12 protein-coding genes and 1 tRNA gene are annotated in these 17,137 nt (G+C 69.7%); 2 read left to right on the plus strand and 11 right to left on the minus strand.

Annotated features, from left to right (window positions below):
• Positions 1-181 precede the first annotated feature (181 nt).
• The 11 genes from V1J52_RS22500 to V1J52_RS22550 form a co-directional block, all read right to left on the minus strand.
• A complete protein-coding gene (locus tag V1J52_RS22500) occupies positions 182-721 on the minus strand; it encodes a DUF1707 and DUF4190 domain-containing protein (protein WP_330141766.1) in 540 nt (179 codons plus the stop codon).
• A 200-nt stretch (positions 722-921) separates the two neighbouring features.
• Entirely contained in the window at positions 922-4,821 is a 3,900-nt protein-coding gene (locus V1J52_RS22505; protein ID WP_330141893.1) for a DNA-directed RNA polymerase subunit beta', read from the minus strand.
• 103 nt (positions 4,822-4,924) lie between these two features.
• Positions 4,925-8,407, minus strand: coding sequence for a DNA-directed RNA polymerase subunit beta (gene rpoB / locus V1J52_RS22510; RefSeq protein ID WP_330141767.1), 3,483 nt, complete (start codon positions 8,405-8,407; stop codon positions 4,925-4,927).
• Positions 8,408-8,993: 586 nt separating this feature from the next.
• Positions 8,994-9,383, minus strand: a complete 390-nt coding sequence (rplL, locus tag V1J52_RS22515) for a 50S ribosomal protein L7/L12 (protein ID WP_330141768.1) — start codon at positions 9,381-9,383, stop codon at positions 8,994-8,996.
• A 103-nt stretch (positions 9,384-9,486) separates the two neighbouring features.
• Positions 9,487-10,044: a 50S ribosomal protein L10 gene (gene rplJ / locus V1J52_RS22520; RefSeq protein ID WP_330141769.1), complete on the minus strand. Its 558-nt coding sequence runs from the start codon at positions 10,042-10,044 to the stop codon at positions 9,487-9,489.
• A gap of 323 nt (positions 10,045-10,367) precedes the next feature.
• Positions 10,368-11,303, minus strand: coding sequence for an SCO4651 family lipoprotein (locus V1J52_RS22525; protein ID WP_330141770.1), 936 nt, complete (start codon positions 11,301-11,303; stop codon positions 10,368-10,370).
• A 125-nt stretch (positions 11,304-11,428) separates the two neighbouring features.
• Positions 11,429-12,151 (minus strand): 50S ribosomal protein L1, encoded by a 723-nt coding sequence (gene rplA, locus V1J52_RS22530; protein ID WP_330141771.1) that lies wholly within the window; start codon positions 12,149-12,151, stop codon positions 11,429-11,431.
• Between the two features lie 79 nt (positions 12,152-12,230).
• Positions 12,231-12,665, minus strand: a complete 435-nt coding sequence (rplK, locus tag V1J52_RS22535) for a 50S ribosomal protein L11 (RefSeq protein ID WP_219091031.1) — start codon at positions 12,663-12,665, stop codon at positions 12,231-12,233.
• A gap of 208 nt (positions 12,666-12,873) precedes the next feature.
• Positions 12,874-13,800 carry a transcription termination/antitermination protein NusG gene (gene nusG / locus V1J52_RS22540; protein WP_330141772.1) on the minus strand — a complete coding sequence of 309 codons (927 nt, stop codon included), beginning with the start codon at positions 13,798-13,800 and terminating at the stop codon, positions 12,874-12,876.
• Positions 13,801-13,885: 85 nt separating this feature from the next.
• Positions 13,886-14,164, minus strand: a complete 279-nt coding sequence (gene secE, locus V1J52_RS22545; protein ID WP_330141773.1) for a preprotein translocase subunit SecE — start codon at positions 14,162-14,164, stop codon at positions 13,886-13,888.
• Between the two features lie 110 nt (positions 14,165-14,274).
• Positions 14,275-14,347: transfer RNA gene (locus V1J52_RS22550), tRNA-Trp, on the minus strand.
• A gap of 237 nt (positions 14,348-14,584) precedes the next feature.
• On the opposite strand from V1J52_RS22550, the gene V1J52_RS22555 reads away from it, so the two are divergent.
• Both V1J52_RS22555 and V1J52_RS22560 read left to right on the plus strand, forming a co-directional pair.
• On the plus strand, positions 14,585-15,823 hold the full coding sequence (locus V1J52_RS22555; protein WP_330141774.1) for a pyridoxal phosphate-dependent aminotransferase: 1,239 nt from the start codon (positions 14,585-14,587) through the stop codon (positions 15,821-15,823).
• A 123-nt stretch (positions 15,824-15,946) separates the two neighbouring features.
• Positions 15,947-17,029, plus strand: a complete 1,083-nt coding sequence (locus V1J52_RS22560) for an adenosine deaminase (RefSeq protein WP_330141775.1) — start codon at positions 15,947-15,949, stop codon at positions 17,027-17,029.
• Positions 17,030-17,137 lie beyond the last annotated feature (108 nt).

The following is a 17,137-nucleotide window of genomic DNA, read 5'->3' on the forward strand; positions in this document are numbered from 1 at the left end:
CCCGGCCACGATGAGCAGCCGAAGCAGCGCAGGGGACACCCCAGGCACAAGGTCAGAGCGTACCTACCGCATGCGCTCCGGTCAAAAGAGAACGACGCGCACGGAGCAGCACGGAATTCCGGGCGAGCCCCGCCCGGCCCGACCACGGTAGCCAGCACCCCCTCCCGCGCGGAAGGGGGCGTCAGACGGCGGCGACGAAGAACAGCACCAGCAGCACGCCGAGGGCGAGCCCCAGGTACCCCACGACCAGGCCCGCCGTCGCGTACCCGTCGCCCTGCTTGCCGGTCCTGCGGATCTCCGCCTTGGCGATGTGGCCGGTGATGACGGCGGGCAGAGCCGTCACGCCCCAGGCCGGGGCCGTGACGGCGCACACCAGCGAGGCGATCGCCCAGCCGCTGGTGGGCGGCGGCACCGGACGCGGCTGCCCCGCCCAGTAGGCCGCCGGCGCGACGGGACGCGCGTACGGCACCGGCACCGGCGCGGACACGGGGGCCGGGGCGGGCGCCCGCGCGGGCACCGGGCCCTGCGGGAGGTCGCTGATGAGCGGCTGGATCTCCGCGTAGGTGCGGGCCCGGTGCACCTGGTGCAGCCGCTGGTCGTACTCGTCCTGGAGGAGCCGCCCCTCGGCGTACCCGGCCTTCAGGACGTCCGCCGCCCGCTCGCGGTCCGCGTCCGAGGCCCGCATGTACGCCTGTCCCCCGCCCTGCACCGGATACGTCATGCCCAGCTCCTCCCCGTGACGGCCCGACCTTGCCCCCCATTGTCCCTGACGCGTGCGCGCCCCCGCGAGTTCCGCGACCACCCGTCACGCCCCGGCGGACGGACGCTCGGGCGACCGAACGGCCGGACACGCCGAACGGCCGGACACGCCGCAGGGCGGCTCCCCCGGAAGGGAACCGCCCTGCGGACGTGCGACGCGCCTTACTGGTTGTACGGACCGTAGTCGTAGTCCTCCAGCGGCACGGCCTGGCCGGAGCCGGTGCCGAACGGCGAGTAGTCGATGTCGTCGTAGCCGACGGCCGAGTACATCGCGGCCTTCGCCTCCTCGGTGGGCTCGACCCGGATGTTGCGGTAGCGGGACAGGCCCGTACCGGCCGGGATGAGCTTGCCGATGATGACGTTCTCCTTGAGGCCGATCAGGGAGTCCGACTTGGCGTTGATCGCCGCGTCGGTGAGGACCCTGGTCGTCTCCTGGAAGGACGCCGCCGACAGCCACGACTCGGTGGCCAGCGAGGCCTTGGTGATGCCCATGAGCTGCGGACGGCCGGAGGCCGGGTGGCCGCCTTCCGCCACGACGCGGCGGTTCTCGCTCTCGAACTTCGAGCGCTCCACCAGCTCGCCGGGCAGCAGCTCCGCGTCACCCGACTCGATGATCGTCACCCGGCGCAGCATCTGCCGGATGATGATCTCGATGTGCTTGTCGTGGATCGACACACCCTGCGAGTTGTAGACCTTCTGCACCTCGCCGACCAGGTGGATCTGCACCTGGCGCTGGCCGAGGATGCGCAGCACGTCGTGCGGGTTGGCCGCGCCGACGGTCAGCGGCTGGCCGACGGTGACGTGGTCGCCCTCGCCCACCAGCAGACGGGAGCGCTTGGAGACGGGGTAGGCCATCTCGTCGGACCCGTCGTCCGGCGTGACGACGACCTTCTTCGTCTTCTCGGTCTCCTCGATGCGCACCCGGCCCGCGGACTCGGTGATCGGGGCGACACCCTTCGGGGTGCGCGCCTCGAACAGCTCGACGACACGCGGCAGACCCTGGGTGATGTCGTCACCGGCCACACCACCGGTGTGGAAGGTCCGCATCGTGAGCTGCGTGCCGGGCTCACCGATGGACTGGGCGGCGATGATGCCGACGGCCTCGCCGATGTCCACCAGCTTGCCGGTGGCCAGGGAGCGGCCGTAGCACATGGCGCAGGTGCCCACCGCGGACTCGCAGGTGAGGACCGAGCGGGTCTTGACCGTCTCGACGCCGTGCCGGACCAGCTCGTCGATGAGCACGTCGCCCAGGTCGGTGCCGGCCGGGGCCAGCACCTTGCCGTCCACGACGATGTCCTCGGCGAGGCAGCGCGCGTACACGCTCGTCTCGACGTCCTCGGTCTTGCGCAGGACGCCGTCCGCACCTGTGGTGGCGATGGCCAGCTTGAGGCCGCGCTCGGTGCCGCAGTCCTCCTCGCGGATGATCACGTCCTGGGAGACGTCCACCAGACGACGGGTGAGGTAACCCGAGTCGGCGGTCCGCAGGGCGGTGTCCGCGAGGCCCTTGCGGGCGCCGTGCGTGGAGATGAAGTACTCCAGCACGGACAGACCCTCGCGGAACGACGCCTTGATCGGCCGCGGGATGGTCTCGTTCTTCGCGTTGGACACCAGACCGCGCATACCGGCGATCTGCCGCATCTGCATCATGTTTCCGCGCGCGCCCGAGTCCACCATCATGAAGATGGGGTTGTCCTTCGGGAAGTTCGCGTTCATCGCCTCGGCGACCTCGTTGGTCGCCTTGGTCCAGATGCCGATCAGCTCCTGCGAGCGCTCGTCCTTGGTGATCAGGCCCCGCTCGTACTGCTTCTGGACCTTCTCGTCCTGGGCCTCGTAGCCCGCGATGATCTCCTTCTTCGCCTCGGGCACGACGACGTCGGAGATCGCGATGGTCACGCCGGACCGGGTGGCCCAGAAGTAACCGGCGGACTTGAGGTTGTCCAGGGTCGCGGCGACGGCCACCTTCGGGTAGCGCTCGGCCAGGTCGTTGACGATCTGGGAGAGCTGCTTCTTGCCGACCGCGTAGTTGACGAAGGGGAACTCCTCGGGCAGCAGCTCGTTGAAGAGCGCCCGGCCCAGGGTCGTCCGCAGCCGGAAGCCGTCACCGGGCTGCCACGGCGTCTCGTCCTCCTCCGGCTCCGGCGGCGTCCAGCCCAGCGGCGGGACGGAGCCGATCGGGAAGCGGATGTCGACCTCGGCCTGGAGCGACAGCCCCCCGGCGTCGAAGGCCATGATCGCCTCGGCGGTCGAGGCGAACGACCGGCCCGCGCCCTTGATCTCCCGCTCCCCGGCCTCGGAGGACAGGAAGAACAGGCCCAGCACCATGTCCTGCGTGGGCATGGTGACCGGACGGCCGTCGGCGGGCTTGAGGATGTTGTTCGAGGACAGCATCAGGATGCGGGCCTCGGCCTGCGCCTCCGCGGACAGCGGCAGGTGCACGGCCATCTGGTCACCGTCGAAGTCCGCGTTGAACGCGGTGCACACGAGCGGGTGAATCTGGATGGCCTTGCCCTCGACGAGCTGCGGCTCGAACGCCTGGATGCCCAGACGGTGCAGGGTCGGGGCGCGGTTCAGCAGCACCGGGTGCTCGGCGATGACCTCTTCGAGGACGTCGTACACCACGGTGCGCTGGCGCTCGACCATGCGCTTGGCCGACTTGATGTTCTGCGCGTGGTTCAGGTCCACCAGGCGCTTCATCACGAACGGCTTGAACAGCTCCAGGGCCATCGCCTTGGGCAGCCCGCACTGGTGCAGCTTGAGCTGCGGGCCGACGACGATCACCGAACGGGCCGAGTAGTCGACGCGCTTGCCCAGCAGGTTCTGGCGGAAGCGGCCCTGCTTGCCCTTGAGCATGTCGGACAGCGACTTCAGCGGACGGTTGCCGGGGCCCGTCACCGGGCGGCCGCGGCGGCCGTTGTCGAAGAGCGCGTCCACGGCCTCCTGGAGCATGCGCTTCTCGTTGTTCACGATGATCTCGGGCGCGCCGAGGTCGAGAAGCCGCTTCAGGCGGTTGTTCCGGTTGATGACGCGGCGGTACAGGTCGTTCAGGTCGGAGGTGGCGAAGCGGCCACCGTCCAGCTGCACCATCGGACGCAGGTCCGGCGGGATGACCGGGACGCAGTCCAGCACCATGCCCTTGGGGCTGTTGGACGTCTGCAGGAACGCGGAGACGACCTTGAGCCGCTTGAGGGCGCGGGTCTTCTTCTGGCCCTTGCCGGTGCGGATGATCTCGCGGAGGCGCTCGGCCTCCTCGTCCAGGTCGAACGTCTCCAGGCGCTTCTGGAGCGCGGCGGCGCCCATGGAACCGTCGAAGTAGGTGCCGAACCGGTCGCGCAGCTCGCGGTAGAGCAGCTCGTCACCCTCCAGGTCCTGGACCTTGAGGTTCTTGAAGCGGTTCCACACCTCGTCCAGGCGGTCGATCTCGCGCTGGGCGCGGTCGCGGAGCTGCTTCATCTCGCGCTCGGCACCCTCGCGCACCTTGCGGCGCACGTCCGCCTTGGCGCCCTCGGCCTCCAGCTCGGCGAGGTCGCCCTCCTGCTTCTTGGCGCGGGCCTCCAGGTCGGCGTCGCGGCGCTGCTCGATCTGCTGGCGCTCGACGGAGACGTGGGCCTCCAGCGACGGCAGGTCGCGCGTGCGGCGCTCCTCGTCCACGTACGTGATCATGTACGCGGCGAAGTAGATGACCTTCTCCAGGTCCTTCGGAGCGAGGTCCAGCAGGTAGCCCAGCCGGGACGGAACGCCCTTGAAGTACCAGATGTGGGTGACGGGGGCGGCCAGTTCGATGTGGCCCATCCGCTCACGGCGCACCTTGGCGCGGGTCACCTCGACGCCGCAGCGCTCACAGATGATGCCCTTGAAGCGGACGCGCTTGTACTTGCCGCAGTAGCACTCCCAGTCCCGGGTGGGGCCGAAGATCTTCTCGCAGAAGAGCCCGTCCTTTTCCGGCTTGAGGGTGCGGTAGTTGATGGTCTCCGGCTTCTTGACCTCGCCGTGGGACCACTGACGAATGTCGTCAGCGGTGGCCAGGCCGATCCGCAGCTCGTCGAAGAAGTTGACGTCGAGCACTCTCGTCAATCCCTCTCAGGGTCGTGTCAATTGTGGTCTGAACGGGGTCCCGGGGAGGCCGGGGGCCGCCGCCGCGCACGGCGTGCGGCCCCCGGCCGGCCCGTCAGACCTCTTCGACGCTGCTCGGCTCGCGCCGGGACAGGTCGATACCGAGCTCTTCCGCGGCGCGGAAGACGTCCTCGTCGGTGTCGCGCATCTCGATCGACATCCCGTCCGAGGACAGCACCTCCACGTTGAGGCAGAGCGACTGCATCTCCTTGATGAGCACCTTGAAGGACTCGGGGATGCCCGGCTCGGGGATGTTCTCGCCCTTGACGATGGCCTCGTAGACCTTCACGCGGCCGGTCACGTCGTCGGACTTGATGGTCAGCAGCTCCTGGAGGGCGTAGGCGGCGCCGTACGCCTCCAGCGCCCACACCTCCATCTCGCCGAAGCGCTGGCCGCCGAACTGGGCCTTACCACCCAGCGGCTGCTGGGTGATCATGCTGTACGGGCCGGTGGAGCGGGCGTGCAGCTTGTCGTCCACCAGGTGGTGCAGCTTGAGGATGTACATGTAGCCGATGGAGATCGGGTCCGGGAACGGCTCGCCGGAGCGGCCGTCGTAGAGCCGCGCCTTGCCGGACGGCAGCACCACGCGGTCGCCGTCGCGGTTGGGCAGAGCGTGTTCGAACAGGCCCGTCAGCTCGTCCTCGCGGGCGCCGTCGAAGACCGGGGTGGCGACGTTGGTGCGCGGGGCGACCTCGTCGGCGCCGATGGCCTTCAGCCGCTCCATCCACTCCTCGCTGCCCTCGACCTTCCAGCCCTGCGACGCGAGCCAGCCCAGGTGGATCTCCAGGACCTGGCCCGGGTTCATCCGGGACGGGACGCCGAGCGGGTTGAGGATGACGTCGACCGGGGTGCCGTCCTCGGTGAACGGCATGTCCTCGACCGGGAGGATCTTGGAGATGACGCCCTTGTTGCCGTGGCGGCCCGCGAGCTTGTCACCGTCGGTGATCTTGCGCTTCTGCGCCACGTAGACGCGGACGAGCTGGTTGACGCCCGGGGGCAGCTCGTCGCCCTCCTCGCGGTCGAAGACGCGGACGCCGATGACCTTGCCGGTCTCGCCGTGCGGCACCTTCAGCGACGTGTCGCGGACCTCGCGGGCCTTCTCGCCGAAGATCGCGCGCAGCAGCCGCTCCTCCGGGGTCAGCTCCGTCTCACCCTTCGGGGTGACCTTGCCGACCAGGATGTCCCCGGCCTCGACCTCGGCGCCGATGCGGATGATGCCGCGCTCGTCGAGGTCGGCCAGGACCTCCTCGGAGACGTTCGGGATGTCCCGGGTGATCTCCTCGGGGCCGAGCTTGGTGTCCCGGGCGTCGACCTCGTGCTCCTCGATGTGGATCGAGGACAGGACGTCGTCCTGCACGAGGCGCTGCGACAGGATGATCGCGTCCTCGTAGTTGTAGCCCTCCCACGGCATGAAGGCCACGAGCAGGTTCTTGCCGAGCGCCATCTCGCCGTTCTCGGTGGACGGGCCGTCGGCGAGGACCTGGCCCTCGATGATGCGGGCGCCCTCGTCCACGACGACCTTCTGGTTGAAGGACGTGCCCTGGTTGGAGCGGTAGAACTTGGCGATCCGGTACGTGGTGTAGGTGCCGTCGTCGTTGGCGACCGTGACGTAGTCGGCGGAGACCTCCTGGACCACGCCGTCCTTCTCGGCCTTGATGACGTCGCCGGCGTCCACCGCGGAGCGGTACTCCATGCCGGTGCCGACCAGCGGCGACTCCGCCTTCAGCAGCGGCACCGCCTGGCGCATCATGTTCGAGCCCATGAGCGCGCGGTTGGCGTCGTCGTGCTCCAGGAACGGGATCATGGCCGTGGCCACCGACACCATCTGGCGCGGCGAGACGTCCATGTAGTCGACCTCGTTGCCGGTGACGTAGTCGACCTCGCCGCCGCGGCGGCGCACCAGGACGCGGGCCTCGGCGAAGTGCATGTCGTCGGTCAGCGGCGCGTTGGCCTGCGCGATGACGAAGCGGTCCTCCTCGTCGGCCGTCAGGTAGTGCGCCTCGTCGGTGACGACGCCGTCCACGACCTTGCGGTACGGCGTCTCGACGAAGCCGAACGCGTTGACGCGGCCGTAGGAGGCGAGCGAGCCGATCAGGCCGATGTTCGGGCCTTCCGGCGTCTCGATCGGGCACATGCGGCCGTAGTGCGAGGGGTGCACGTCACGGACCTCGAAGCCGGCCCGCTCACGGGACAGACCGCCGGGGCCCAGCGCCGACAGGCGGCGCTTGTGGGTCAGGCCCGAGAGCGGGTTCGTCTGGTCCATGAACTGGGAGAGCTGGCTGGTGCCGAAGAACTCCTTGATGGAGGCGACGACCGGCCGGATGTTGATCAGCGTCTGCGGCGTGATCGCCTCGACGTCCTGCGTCGTCATCCGCTCGCGGACGACGCGCTCCATGCGCGCCAGGCCGGTGCGCACCTGGTTCTGGATCAGCTCGCCGACGTTGCGCAGGCGGCGGTTGCCGAAGTGGTCGATGTCGTCGGTCTCGACGACGATCTCGTCACCCTCGGCGCTGACCGTCTCCGTCTCGCCCGCGTGCAGCTTCACCAGGTACTTGATCGTGGCGATGATGTCGGCGGTGGTGAGCACGCCGGAGTCCAGCGGCTCGTCCCCCCCGAGCTTCTTGTTGATCTTGTACCGGCCGACCTTGGCCAGGTCGTAGCGCTTGGGGTTGAAGTACAGGTTCTCCAGGAGGGTCTGGGCGGCCTCCTTGGTCGGCGGCTCGCCCGGACGCAGCTTCCGGTAGATGTCCAGCAGCGCGTCGTCCTGGCCCTGGGTGTGGTCCTTCTCCAGGGTGGCGCGCATGGACTCGTACTGGCCGAACTCCTCCAGGATCTGGTCGTTCGTCCAGCCCAGGGCCTTCAGGAGCACGGTGACCGACTGCTTGCGCTTGCGGTCGATGCGCACACCGACCATGTCGCGCTTGTCGATCTCCATCTCCAGCCAGGCGCCGCGGGAGGGGATGACCTTGGCGGAGAAGATGTCCTTGTCGGACGTCTTGTCCAGCGAGCTGTCGAAGTAGACGCCCGGCGAGCGGACGAGCTGCGAGACCACGACACGCTCGGTGCCGTTGATCACGAAGGTGCCCTTGTTGGTCATGAGCGGGAAGTCGCCCATGAAGACCGTCTGGGACTTGATCTCACCGGTCTCGTTGTTGGTGAACTCGGCGGTGACGAAGAGCGGAGCGGCGTAGGTGAAGTCACGCTCCTTGCACTCGTCGATGGAGTTCTTCGGGGGTTCGAAGCGGTGGTCGCGGAAGGTCAGCGACATCGACCCGGAGAAGTCCTCGATCGGGGAGATCTCCTCGAAGATCTCCTCCAGACCGGACTTGGTGGGGACGTCCACCCCGCGGTCCAGCGCAGCCTCGACGCGCCCCTTCCAGGCGTCGTTGCCGAGCAGCCAGTCGAAGCTCTCGGTCTGGAGCGCGAGGAGGTTCGGAACCCCGAGGGGCTCCTTGATCTTTGCGAAGGAGATACGCAGCGGTGCGGTGCTGGCGCCGTTGTTCGAATTGACGGTCGAGGCGTTGCGCGAGGCGGCCAAGAGGGGGTCCTTCCGAGGGCTCGGACTCACTACGCGCATACCGGTGCCCCTGGTGACGGGCAGGGAGCAGCTAATAGGCAGCGCAAAGGGTCAGTGTAGCCACAAGGCCCACTGATGTCCAGAGCGGAAAACCGGAGATCGGCGCAGAGCCTCTCTCTCCCTCCGGGAGTGTTGTCTCTTCCTCGTTGTCCCTCGGTGTCTGCGGCAAGACTTCCCACATCTCCGAGGATCTATGCACCGGGATTGGCCGAACCCCGGTCCTGCGTCCCACCGCGGCGGAACGCTTGAGAGAATCGCGCGCTGCGTGCGGTTCGTCAAGGCCCCCACCCGGCCGCGGACGCCGCCGGGGCCCGCGCCGCCGGCGGTCCGGCCGCCGGGCCGAACACCGGTGATCACCCTACCCGCGGCTGCCGCGAAGGCAAGGAGACCACTGCGCGAGGCCGGAAGTGACCGCTGGGTAACCCTGGATTTCACCCGGTCGTAGGGAGCCGGAAACGCCCGAGGGCGACCACCCGGCTGGGTGATCGCCCTCGGACTTGCGGGACGGGAGGCCGCGTGCGGCCCCCGCCCCACGGGGTTCAGCAGGTCACTTGACCTCGACGGAGGCGCCGGCGCCCTCAAGGGAGTCCTTGGCCTTGTCCGCGGCCTCCTTGTTGACCTTCTCCAGGACCGGCTTCGGGGTGCCGTCGACCAGGTCCTTGGCCTCCTTCAGGCCGAGGGAGGTCAGCTCACGCACGACCTTGATGACCTGGATCTTCTTGTCGCCCGCACCGGTGAGGATGACGTCGAACTCGTCCTTCTCCTCCTCGACGGCGGCGGCGCCACCACCCTGACCGGGGGCGGCGGCGACGACGGCGGCCGGGGCGGCGGCCTCGACGTCGAACTTCTCCTCGAACTTCTTCACGAAGTCGGAGAGCTCGATGAGGGTCATCTCCTCGAACTGCGCGAGCAGCTCGTCCTGGCTGAGCTTCGCCATGATGGCGTCCTTCCACTCAATCGGCTGGTGCCGGATGTACATTTCGGCGGGCGTGCGCCTGGCGGCGTTACTTCGTAGACGGGCCCGCTGGACCGCGGGGTGGTTACTCCGCGGCCTCGGCGGGAGCCGGCGTACCGGCACCGCCCTGCTCGTCCTGCTTGGCCCGGAGCGCGTCCGCGGTGCGGACGAACTTCGTCAGCGGGGCCTGGAAGGTCGCCGCGGCCTTGGCCATGGACGCCTTCATGCCACCGGCCAGCTTGGAGAGCAGCACCTCGCGGGACTCGAGGTCCGCAAGCTTGTTGATCTCGTCGGCGGACAGCGCCCTGCCGTCGAGGACACCGCCCTTGATGACGAGAGAGGGGTTGTTCTTGGCGAAGTCACGCAGACCCTTCGCCGCCTCGACCGGGTCACCGGTCACGAAGGCAACGGCCGTCGAGCCCGTGAGGAACTCGTCGAGCGTGGTGACCCCGGCCTCCTGGGCCGCGATCTTGGTCAGCGTGTTCTTCACCACACGGTACTGCGCGTTGTCACCGAGCGAGCGGCGCAGCTCCTTGAGCTGCGCCACGGAAAGACCGGTGTACGCGGTGACCACAGCGGCGTGGGAGTCGCGGAACTTGCCCGTCATCTCCTCTACGGCTGCGACCTTGTCGGGCGTCGCCATGAGCCTCGGCCTCCTTCCGGGTGTTGGTCCTCTGCCGGTCTGCCGACCGGCACGTCGCGCCGGACCGCCCCATCGGGCACATCGGATCAGGAACTGCACACAAGCAAAAACGCCCCGGTGCGCAGGCGCACGGGGCGTGGCTCGACCGACGGGGAGAACCCCTCGGGAGTTGAGACCTCACATGCCTGCACGGGCCGTCCGCTCAAGAGCGAATCCTTAGGCCGCTGCGCACCGGAACGGCACACAGCAACGACCAGCGGTCTTTGGCTACCGCGACAGCTTACGCGGACGCCCCGTGCACGGCAAATCGGTCAGCGGGCCGGTCAGAGACCCTCCAGGCCCTCCGGACCGCCCAGCTCCTCCAGCATCTCGACGAGGTCCAACGTCTCGGCGGCCGGCGGCGCCGTCACCTCGGCCGCGACACCGTAGTCACTGAGCCGCTGCGTGACCTCCACGTCGCCCTGCGGCAGGGACATCGTCACGTCCATGCGGACCGGCAGTTCGTCCTCGTTCAGCCAGACCCCGATGTCGTACCCCTCGACACCGCTCTTCTCCAGGTTGGCCAGGAGCTGCTCACGCTCCTCGCCCTGGAGCGAGTCGAACTCGGCGTTCGAGTCCATCATCTCCTCGACTGAGAGCTTGCCGCGGTAGTGCTGTGTCCGCTCACCGTCGATCGTCTCCTCACCGGCGTGGTCCACGTTCGGGGACTCCAGCAGCAGGGCCATCTGCTGGGCCGGGGTCTGCTGCACGTTCTGCACGCCGCCCGTCAGCGACTCGGCCAGGGCCGCGTCCCCGGATTGCTCGGCCAGGGCCGCCATGTCCATCTTCAGCCAGCTCTTCCCCTCCATCGCGGCCGTCATGGAGGGATCACCGCCGATGTAGGCGACACCGTCCACCATCCGGTAGCGCACCTCCTCGGCACCGTTCGCAGCCATGGGGCCGCCGCTCATCACCATGTCGAGCGCCATCGGGTCCCAGGACATGACGCCGGACATCTCCATGTCGCCGCCCATGCCCCCGGGCATCTTCATGGTGATCGACACCCGGGCCGACTTCGCCTCGGTGGTCTTCTTCGTCGCGGCGGTCATCGCCGCCATCACGGCACGGGAACCCGTCTCCCGCTCGGAGTTCCGCGCGGCCGGTGAGGACGCGGGGGCCTTGCTCTCGTCGGCCGCCTCGCTCCCCCCGGAGCAGGCCGTCAGCGTGACGGCCAGGGCGAGCCCCGCGGCTCCCAGTGCGGCGTTGCGTATCTGACGCATCGATCCCCCCAAGAATCGGTAAAGGTGTACACAGAGTAGTCACAGGCCGTCGGCGGTACGCCGCAGGCCCCCGATCCGGGCGGATCGGGGGCCTGTGGGCGCGTCACGTGCCGTCAGGGCGAGGCTCAGGCGGCCTCGTCCTCGACGAGCAGGTTCCGGGTACGGTTCCCGTCGACCGGGATGCCGGGGCCCATCGTGGTGGTGATGGTGGCCTTCTTGATGTACCGGCCCTTGGCCGCGGACGGCTTCAGACGCATGACCTCGTCCAGCGCCGCCGCGTAGTTCTCGACGAGCTGCTGCTCGCCGAAGGACGTCTTGCCGATGATGAAGTGCAGGTTCGCGTGCTTGTCGACACGGAACTCGATCTTGCCGCCCTTGATCTCGGTGACGGCCTTGGCGACGTCCGGGGTCACGGTGCCGGTCTTCGGGTTCGGCATCAGGCCACGCGGACCGAGCACGCGGCCGAGGCGGCCGACCTTGCCCATGAGGTCCGGGGTGGCGACGACCGCGTCGAACTCGTTGAGGCGGTCGCCCTTGGCGATCTCCGCGATCAGCTCGTCGGAGCCGACGATCTCGGCCCCCGCGGCTTCCGCGGCCGCTGCACGCTCACCGGTCGCGAAGACCAGGACCCGGGCGGTCTTGCCGGTGCCGTGCGGCAGGTTCACGGTGCCGCGGACCATCTGGTCGGCCTTGCGCGGGTCGACACCCAGGCGGAAGGCAACCTCGACGGTCGCGTCGAACTTGGCGGTGGAGGTCTCCTTGGCGAGCCGCACGGCCTCCAGCGGGCCGTACAGCCGCTCGCGGTCGATCTTGGCGTCCGCGCTGCGGAGGTTCTTGCTGCGCTTCACTTCTGCTCCTGGTGTTCAGTGTGGAGCCGTGGTTCGTGGGCCAAAGCGCCGGCCCTCCCACGGGACTGCTCGGTGGGGGTCAGCCCTCGACGGTGACGCCCATGGAGCGGGCGGTGCCGGCGATGATCTTCTCGGCGGCGTCCAGGTCGTTGGCGTTGAGGTCGGGCATCTTGGTGGTGGCGATCTCCCGCACCTGGTCGCGCGTGATCTTGGCGACCTTCTTGGTGTGGGGCTCGCCGGAGCCCTTCTCCACGCCCGCGGCCTTGAGGATCATCTTGGCGGCCGGCGGCGTCTTGGTGATGAAGGTGAAGGAGCGGTCCTCGTAGACCGTGATCTCCACCGGGATGACCCAGCCGCGCTGCGACTCGGTCGCCGCGTTGTAGGCCTTGCAGAACTCCATGATGTTGACGCCGTGCTGGCCCAGGGCAGGGCCGACCGGCGGAGCCGGGTTCGCGGCACCGGCCTGGATCTGGAGCTTGATCAGCCCCGTGACCTTCTTCTTCTTGGGAGGCATGCTCTCTCCGGGTCTTGAGTGAGAGGTTTCGCCGAGCCATCCGCACTGGGATGGAGGCATACCGCACCACGATAGCCAATACCGCGGCGCAGTCGGAAACCGGGCAGGTCAGGGGCGTCTCCACACCCGCGACCGCGCCCGGAACCGGATACGCGCGAGCGGGCCGCGCGGCCGTTTCCCCGGCCGGGGCCCGCCGGTGCGCGCGAGGTCAGTTCTTCTGGATCTGGTCGAAGCTCAGCTCGACCGGCGTCTCGCGGCCGAAGATCTCCACGAGGCCCTTGACCTTCTTCGAGTCGGCGTTGATCTCGTTGATCGTCGCCTGGAGGGTGGCGAAGGGACCGTCGGTGACGGTGACCGAGTCGCCCACCTCGAAGTCGAGCACCTGCACTTCGAGCTTGCGGCTGGGCGCCGGGCGGCCCTCGGCGTCGGCGGCCTCCTTGGCGGCCTTGGCCTCCGCCTCGGGGGCGAGCATCTTGACGACCTCGTCCAGCGTCAGCGGGTACGGGTCGTAGGCGTTGCCGACGAAGCCGGTGACGCCGGGGGTGTTGCGGACGACGCCCCAGGACTCGTTCGTCAGCTCCATGCGGACGAGCACGTAGCTGGGGAGCTTGTTCTGCCGGACGGTGCGGCGCTCGCCGTTCTTGATCTGGGCGACCTCTTCCTGCGGCACCTCGGCCTGGAAGATGTAGTCCTCGACGTTGAGCGAGACGGCGCGCTGCTCCAGGTTCGTCTTCACCCGGTTCTCGTAGCCCGCGTAGGTGTGGATGACGTACCACTCACCGGGCTGGAAGCGCAGTTCCTCGCGGAGCGCGGCGACCGGGTCGACCGGCTCCTCCTCCGCCACCGCGGCGTCCTCGGTCTCGGCGTCCGCAGCACCGCCCTCGGCGTCCGCCACGTCGGCGTCCGCAGCGGCGGCCTCGTCGGACACGGCGGGCTCCCCGACGGGCGCAGCTTCCGCGTCCGGCACCTCCGACACCGCCCCGGCATCCCCGGCGTCCGCCGGTGCGGCGGCCTCCGCGGCGTCGGGAGCCTCGGCCTGGTCGACGCTGCCGTCCGCCGCCGTCTCGACGGGGTCGAGCGCGGCCTCGTCGCCCTGGGCGGGCTCGACGGCGTCGTTCAGGTTCGGGTCAGACACGGTAGCTGCTTCTTCCTGGCTTTATGGGGTCGAACTTACGGAGCGGCGCCGCACGGGGCTGCATCCTCCGCGCTGGGCTCGGCGATCAGCCGAAGACGAAGCTCACGACTTCGTTGAACCCGTAGTCAATCACGAACACGAAACCGATGACGATCAGCACGAAGAAGATCACCACGGTGGTGTACGTCGCGAGCTGGTGGCGCTTGGGCCAGACGACCTTGCGCAGCTCCGCGACGATCTGCCGGTAGAAGAGCGCGAGGCGCCCGAGGGGGCCCTTCTTCCCGCGCTTGCCGCCGCGCCGCGGCTTGCCGTCGTCCGGACGTCCGGGCTCGGGGACCTCGGCAGTATCGGTGATCTCCGCCACTTGTCCTCACCTGATCCGGTCGGGGTCCGTGCGACGTCCGGCCGAGCCGCACGGCGGTGCATTTCAGTACGTACGCCTGCACGCACCATCCTAAGGCGAAGATGCGTGAGCAGGGCCGGAGGGACTTGAACCCCCAACCGCTGGTTTTGGAGACCAGTGCTCTACCAATTGAGCTACGACCCTTTGTCGCTTCCCCAACCTACCGCATCCCGGCCACCGCGTTCAGTGGGCTGCCGGGTGCGGCCTGCCGGAGGCCAACGAGGGAAGAGTGTACGTGCTCACGGCTCCGGCGTCGAACAGGTAGCTCCGGTACCGGGTGCGGAGCGGGGAGGACGCCTGGTGGAGGCGCCGTGCGACGGGCCCGCGACACCGGGTGAAACCGTTGTGCCCGGGGTTCGGGGAGTCTGCAACGATGCCCGTATGACTGCTGCAACCCCCTCCGACCAGTCCCCCACCCGCAACCGCGTCTCGGCGCGGGTCGGCTCGATCTCCGAGTCGGCCACGCTCGCCGTCGACGCCAAGGCGAAGGCCCTCAAGGCGGCCGGGCGGCCGGTGATCGGCTTCGGTGCGGGCGAGCCCGACTTCCCGACGCCCGACTACATCGTCGAGGCGGCGGTCCGGGCGTGCCGCGACCCGAAGTCCCACCGCTACACCCCTGCCGGGGGCCTGCCCGAGCTGAAGGCCGCGATCGCCGAGAAGACGCTGCGCGACTCCGGCTACCGCGTCGAACCGGCGAACGTGCTCGTCACCAACGGCGGCAAGCAGGCCATCTACGAGGCGTTCGCCGCGATGCTGGACCCGGGCGACGAGGTGATCGTCCCGGCGCCGTACTGGACGACGTACCCGGAGTCGATCAAGCTGGCCGGCGGAGTGCCGGTGCCCGTCGTCGCGGACGAGACGACCGGCTACCGCGTCACCGTGGAGCAGCTGGAGGCGGCCCGCACCGAGCGCACGAAGGTGCTGCTGTTCGTCTCGCCGTCCAACCCGACCGGTGCCGTCTACCCGCGCGAGCAGGTCGAGGCCGTGGGGCGCTGGGCCGCCGAGCACGGCCTGTGGGTGATGACGGACGAGATCTACGAGCACCTCGTCTACGGTGACGCCGTCTTCTCCTCGCTGCCCGTGGTGGTGCCGGAGCTGGCGGACCGCTGCGTCGTCGTCAACGGCGTGGCCAAGACCTACGCCATGACGGGCTGGCGCGTGGGCTGGGTCGTCGGCCCGAAGGACGTCGTCAAGGCGGCGACGAACCTCCAGTCGCACGCCACCTCGAACGTCAGCAACGTGGCGCAGGCCGCCGCGCTGGCCGCCGTCTCCGGTGACCTGGCGGCGGTGGACGAGATGAAGACGGCCTTCGACCGGCGCCGCCGCACCATCGTGCGGATGCTCAACGAGATCGACGGTGTGGTGTGCCCCGAGCCGGAGGGCGCTTTCTACGCGTACCCGTCGGTGAAGGCGCTGCTCGGCAGGGAGATCCGGGGCAGGCGTCCGGCCGACACCGTCGAGCTGGCCGCGCTGATCCTGGAGGAGGCGGAGGTCGCGGTGGTGCCGGGCGAGGCGTTCGGCACGCCGGGGTACCTGCGGCTGTCCTACGCGCTGGGCGACGAGGACCTGGCCGAGGGCGTCTCGCGCCTCCAGAAGCTGCTCGCGGAGGCCCGGGACTGACACCCGGGACTGCGGGAGACCGAAGGGGCGCGGCCGGTGGCCGCGCCCCTTCGCCGTCCGCGCCGCGGGAGGTTTTCGCTGAAGCCGCTTCCGGCCGCCGCGCGGGTGCGGCAGGATTTCGGGATGGAACGCGCGCGTGACGTCCGTCAGCTCCCCAAAGCCCACCTGCACCTGCACTTCACCGGCTCGATGCGTCCTGCCACGCTGCTCGAACTGGCCGACAAGTACGGCATCCACCTGCCGGAGGCGCTGCGCGGCGGGCAGCCGCCGAAGCTGCGGGCGACGGACGAACGCGGCTGGTTCCGGTTCCAGCGGCTCTACGACGCCGCCCGTTCCTGCCTGCGGGCCCCCGAGGACATCCAGCGGCTGGTGCGGGAGACCGCCGAGGAGGACGTGCGGGACGGTTCGCGCTGGCTGGAGATCCAGGTCGACCCGACCTCGTACGCGCCGCGCCTGGGCGGCCTCATCCCGGCGCTGGAGGTCATCCTGGACGCCGTGGACCGGGCGAGCCGGGACACCGGGCTGCCGATCCGGGTGCTGGTCGCGGCGAACCGGATGAAGCACCCGCTGGACGCGCGCACCCTCGCGCGGCTCGCGGTGCGCTACCGGGACCGGGGCGTCGTCGGTTTCGGGCTCTCCAACGACGAGCGGCGCGGCTTCGCCCGCGACTTCGACCGGGCGTTCGCCATCGCGCGCGAGGGCGGGCTACTGGCCGCGCCGCACGGCGGCGAGCTGGCGGGCCCGGCCAGCGTGCGCGACTGCCTGGACGACCTGCGCGCCGTGCGGGTCGGGCACGGGGTGCGGGCCGCCGAGGACCCGCGGCTGCTGGCCCGGCTGGCCGCCTCGGGCGTCACCTGCGAGGTGTGCCCGGCCTCGAACGTCGCGCTCGGCGTGTACGACAAGCCGGGGGACGTGCCCGTGCGGCGGCTGTGGGAAGCCGGTGTGCCGGTGGCGCTCGGCGCCGACGACCCCCTGCTGTTCGGATCCCGGCTGGCCGCGCAGTACGAGCTGGTCCGCGAGCACCACGGCTTCACGGACCCCGAGCTGGCGGAGCTGGCCCGGCAGTCGCTGCGGGCCTCGCTGGCCCCCGAGCCGGTCCGCACGGAGCTGCTGCGGGAGGTCGACGCCTGGCTGGTGCCCTCGCGGGCGGAGGGCGGGCGGGACGGACGGCAGGAGGCGGAGCGGGAGCACGGCGCCACGCGGTGACGCCCGGCCGGACGCCCGCCGCCGGGCTGGGCGGCGCCGGGCGGTGCGGCGCCGGGCGGTGCGGCTGCGGGCCGGGCGACGCCGGGCTGGGCGGCTGCGGGCCGGGCG

Origin of the sequence: Streptomyces solitudinis (assembly GCF_036323765.1) — a bacterium.
Lineage (GTDB): Bacteria > Actinomycetota > Actinomycetes > Streptomycetales > Streptomycetaceae > Streptomyces.

What these genes read in the sequence shown, in the direction of transcription:
- V1J52_RS22500 (WP_330141766.1), bottom strand. Translation starts at nt 721, where the DNA reads ATGACGTATCCGGTGCAGGGCGGGGGACAGGCGTACATGCGGGCCTCG.
- rplL (WP_330141768.1), bottom strand. Translation starts at nt 9,383, where the DNA reads ATGGCGAAGCTCAGCCAGGACGAGCTGCTCGCGCAGTTCGAGGAGATG.
- rplJ (WP_330141769.1), bottom strand. Translation starts at nt 10,044, where the DNA reads ATGGCGACGCCCGACAAGGTCGCAGCCGTAGAGGAGATGACGGGCAAG.
- V1J52_RS22525 (WP_330141770.1), bottom strand. Translation starts at nt 11,303, where the DNA reads ATGCGTCAGATACGCAACGCCGCACTGGGAGCCGCGGGGCTCGCCCTG.
- rplK (WP_219091031.1), bottom strand. Translation starts at nt 12,665, where the DNA reads ATGCCTCCCAAGAAGAAGAAGGTCACGGGGCTGATCAAGCTCCAGATC.
- V1J52_RS22555 (WP_330141774.1), top strand. Translation starts at nt 14,585, where the DNA reads ATGACTGCTGCAACCCCCTCCGACCAGTCCCCCACCCGCAACCGCGTC.
- V1J52_RS22560 (WP_330141775.1), top strand. Translation starts at nt 15,947, where the DNA reads ATGGAACGCGCGCGTGACGTCCGTCAGCTCCCCAAAGCCCACCTGCAC.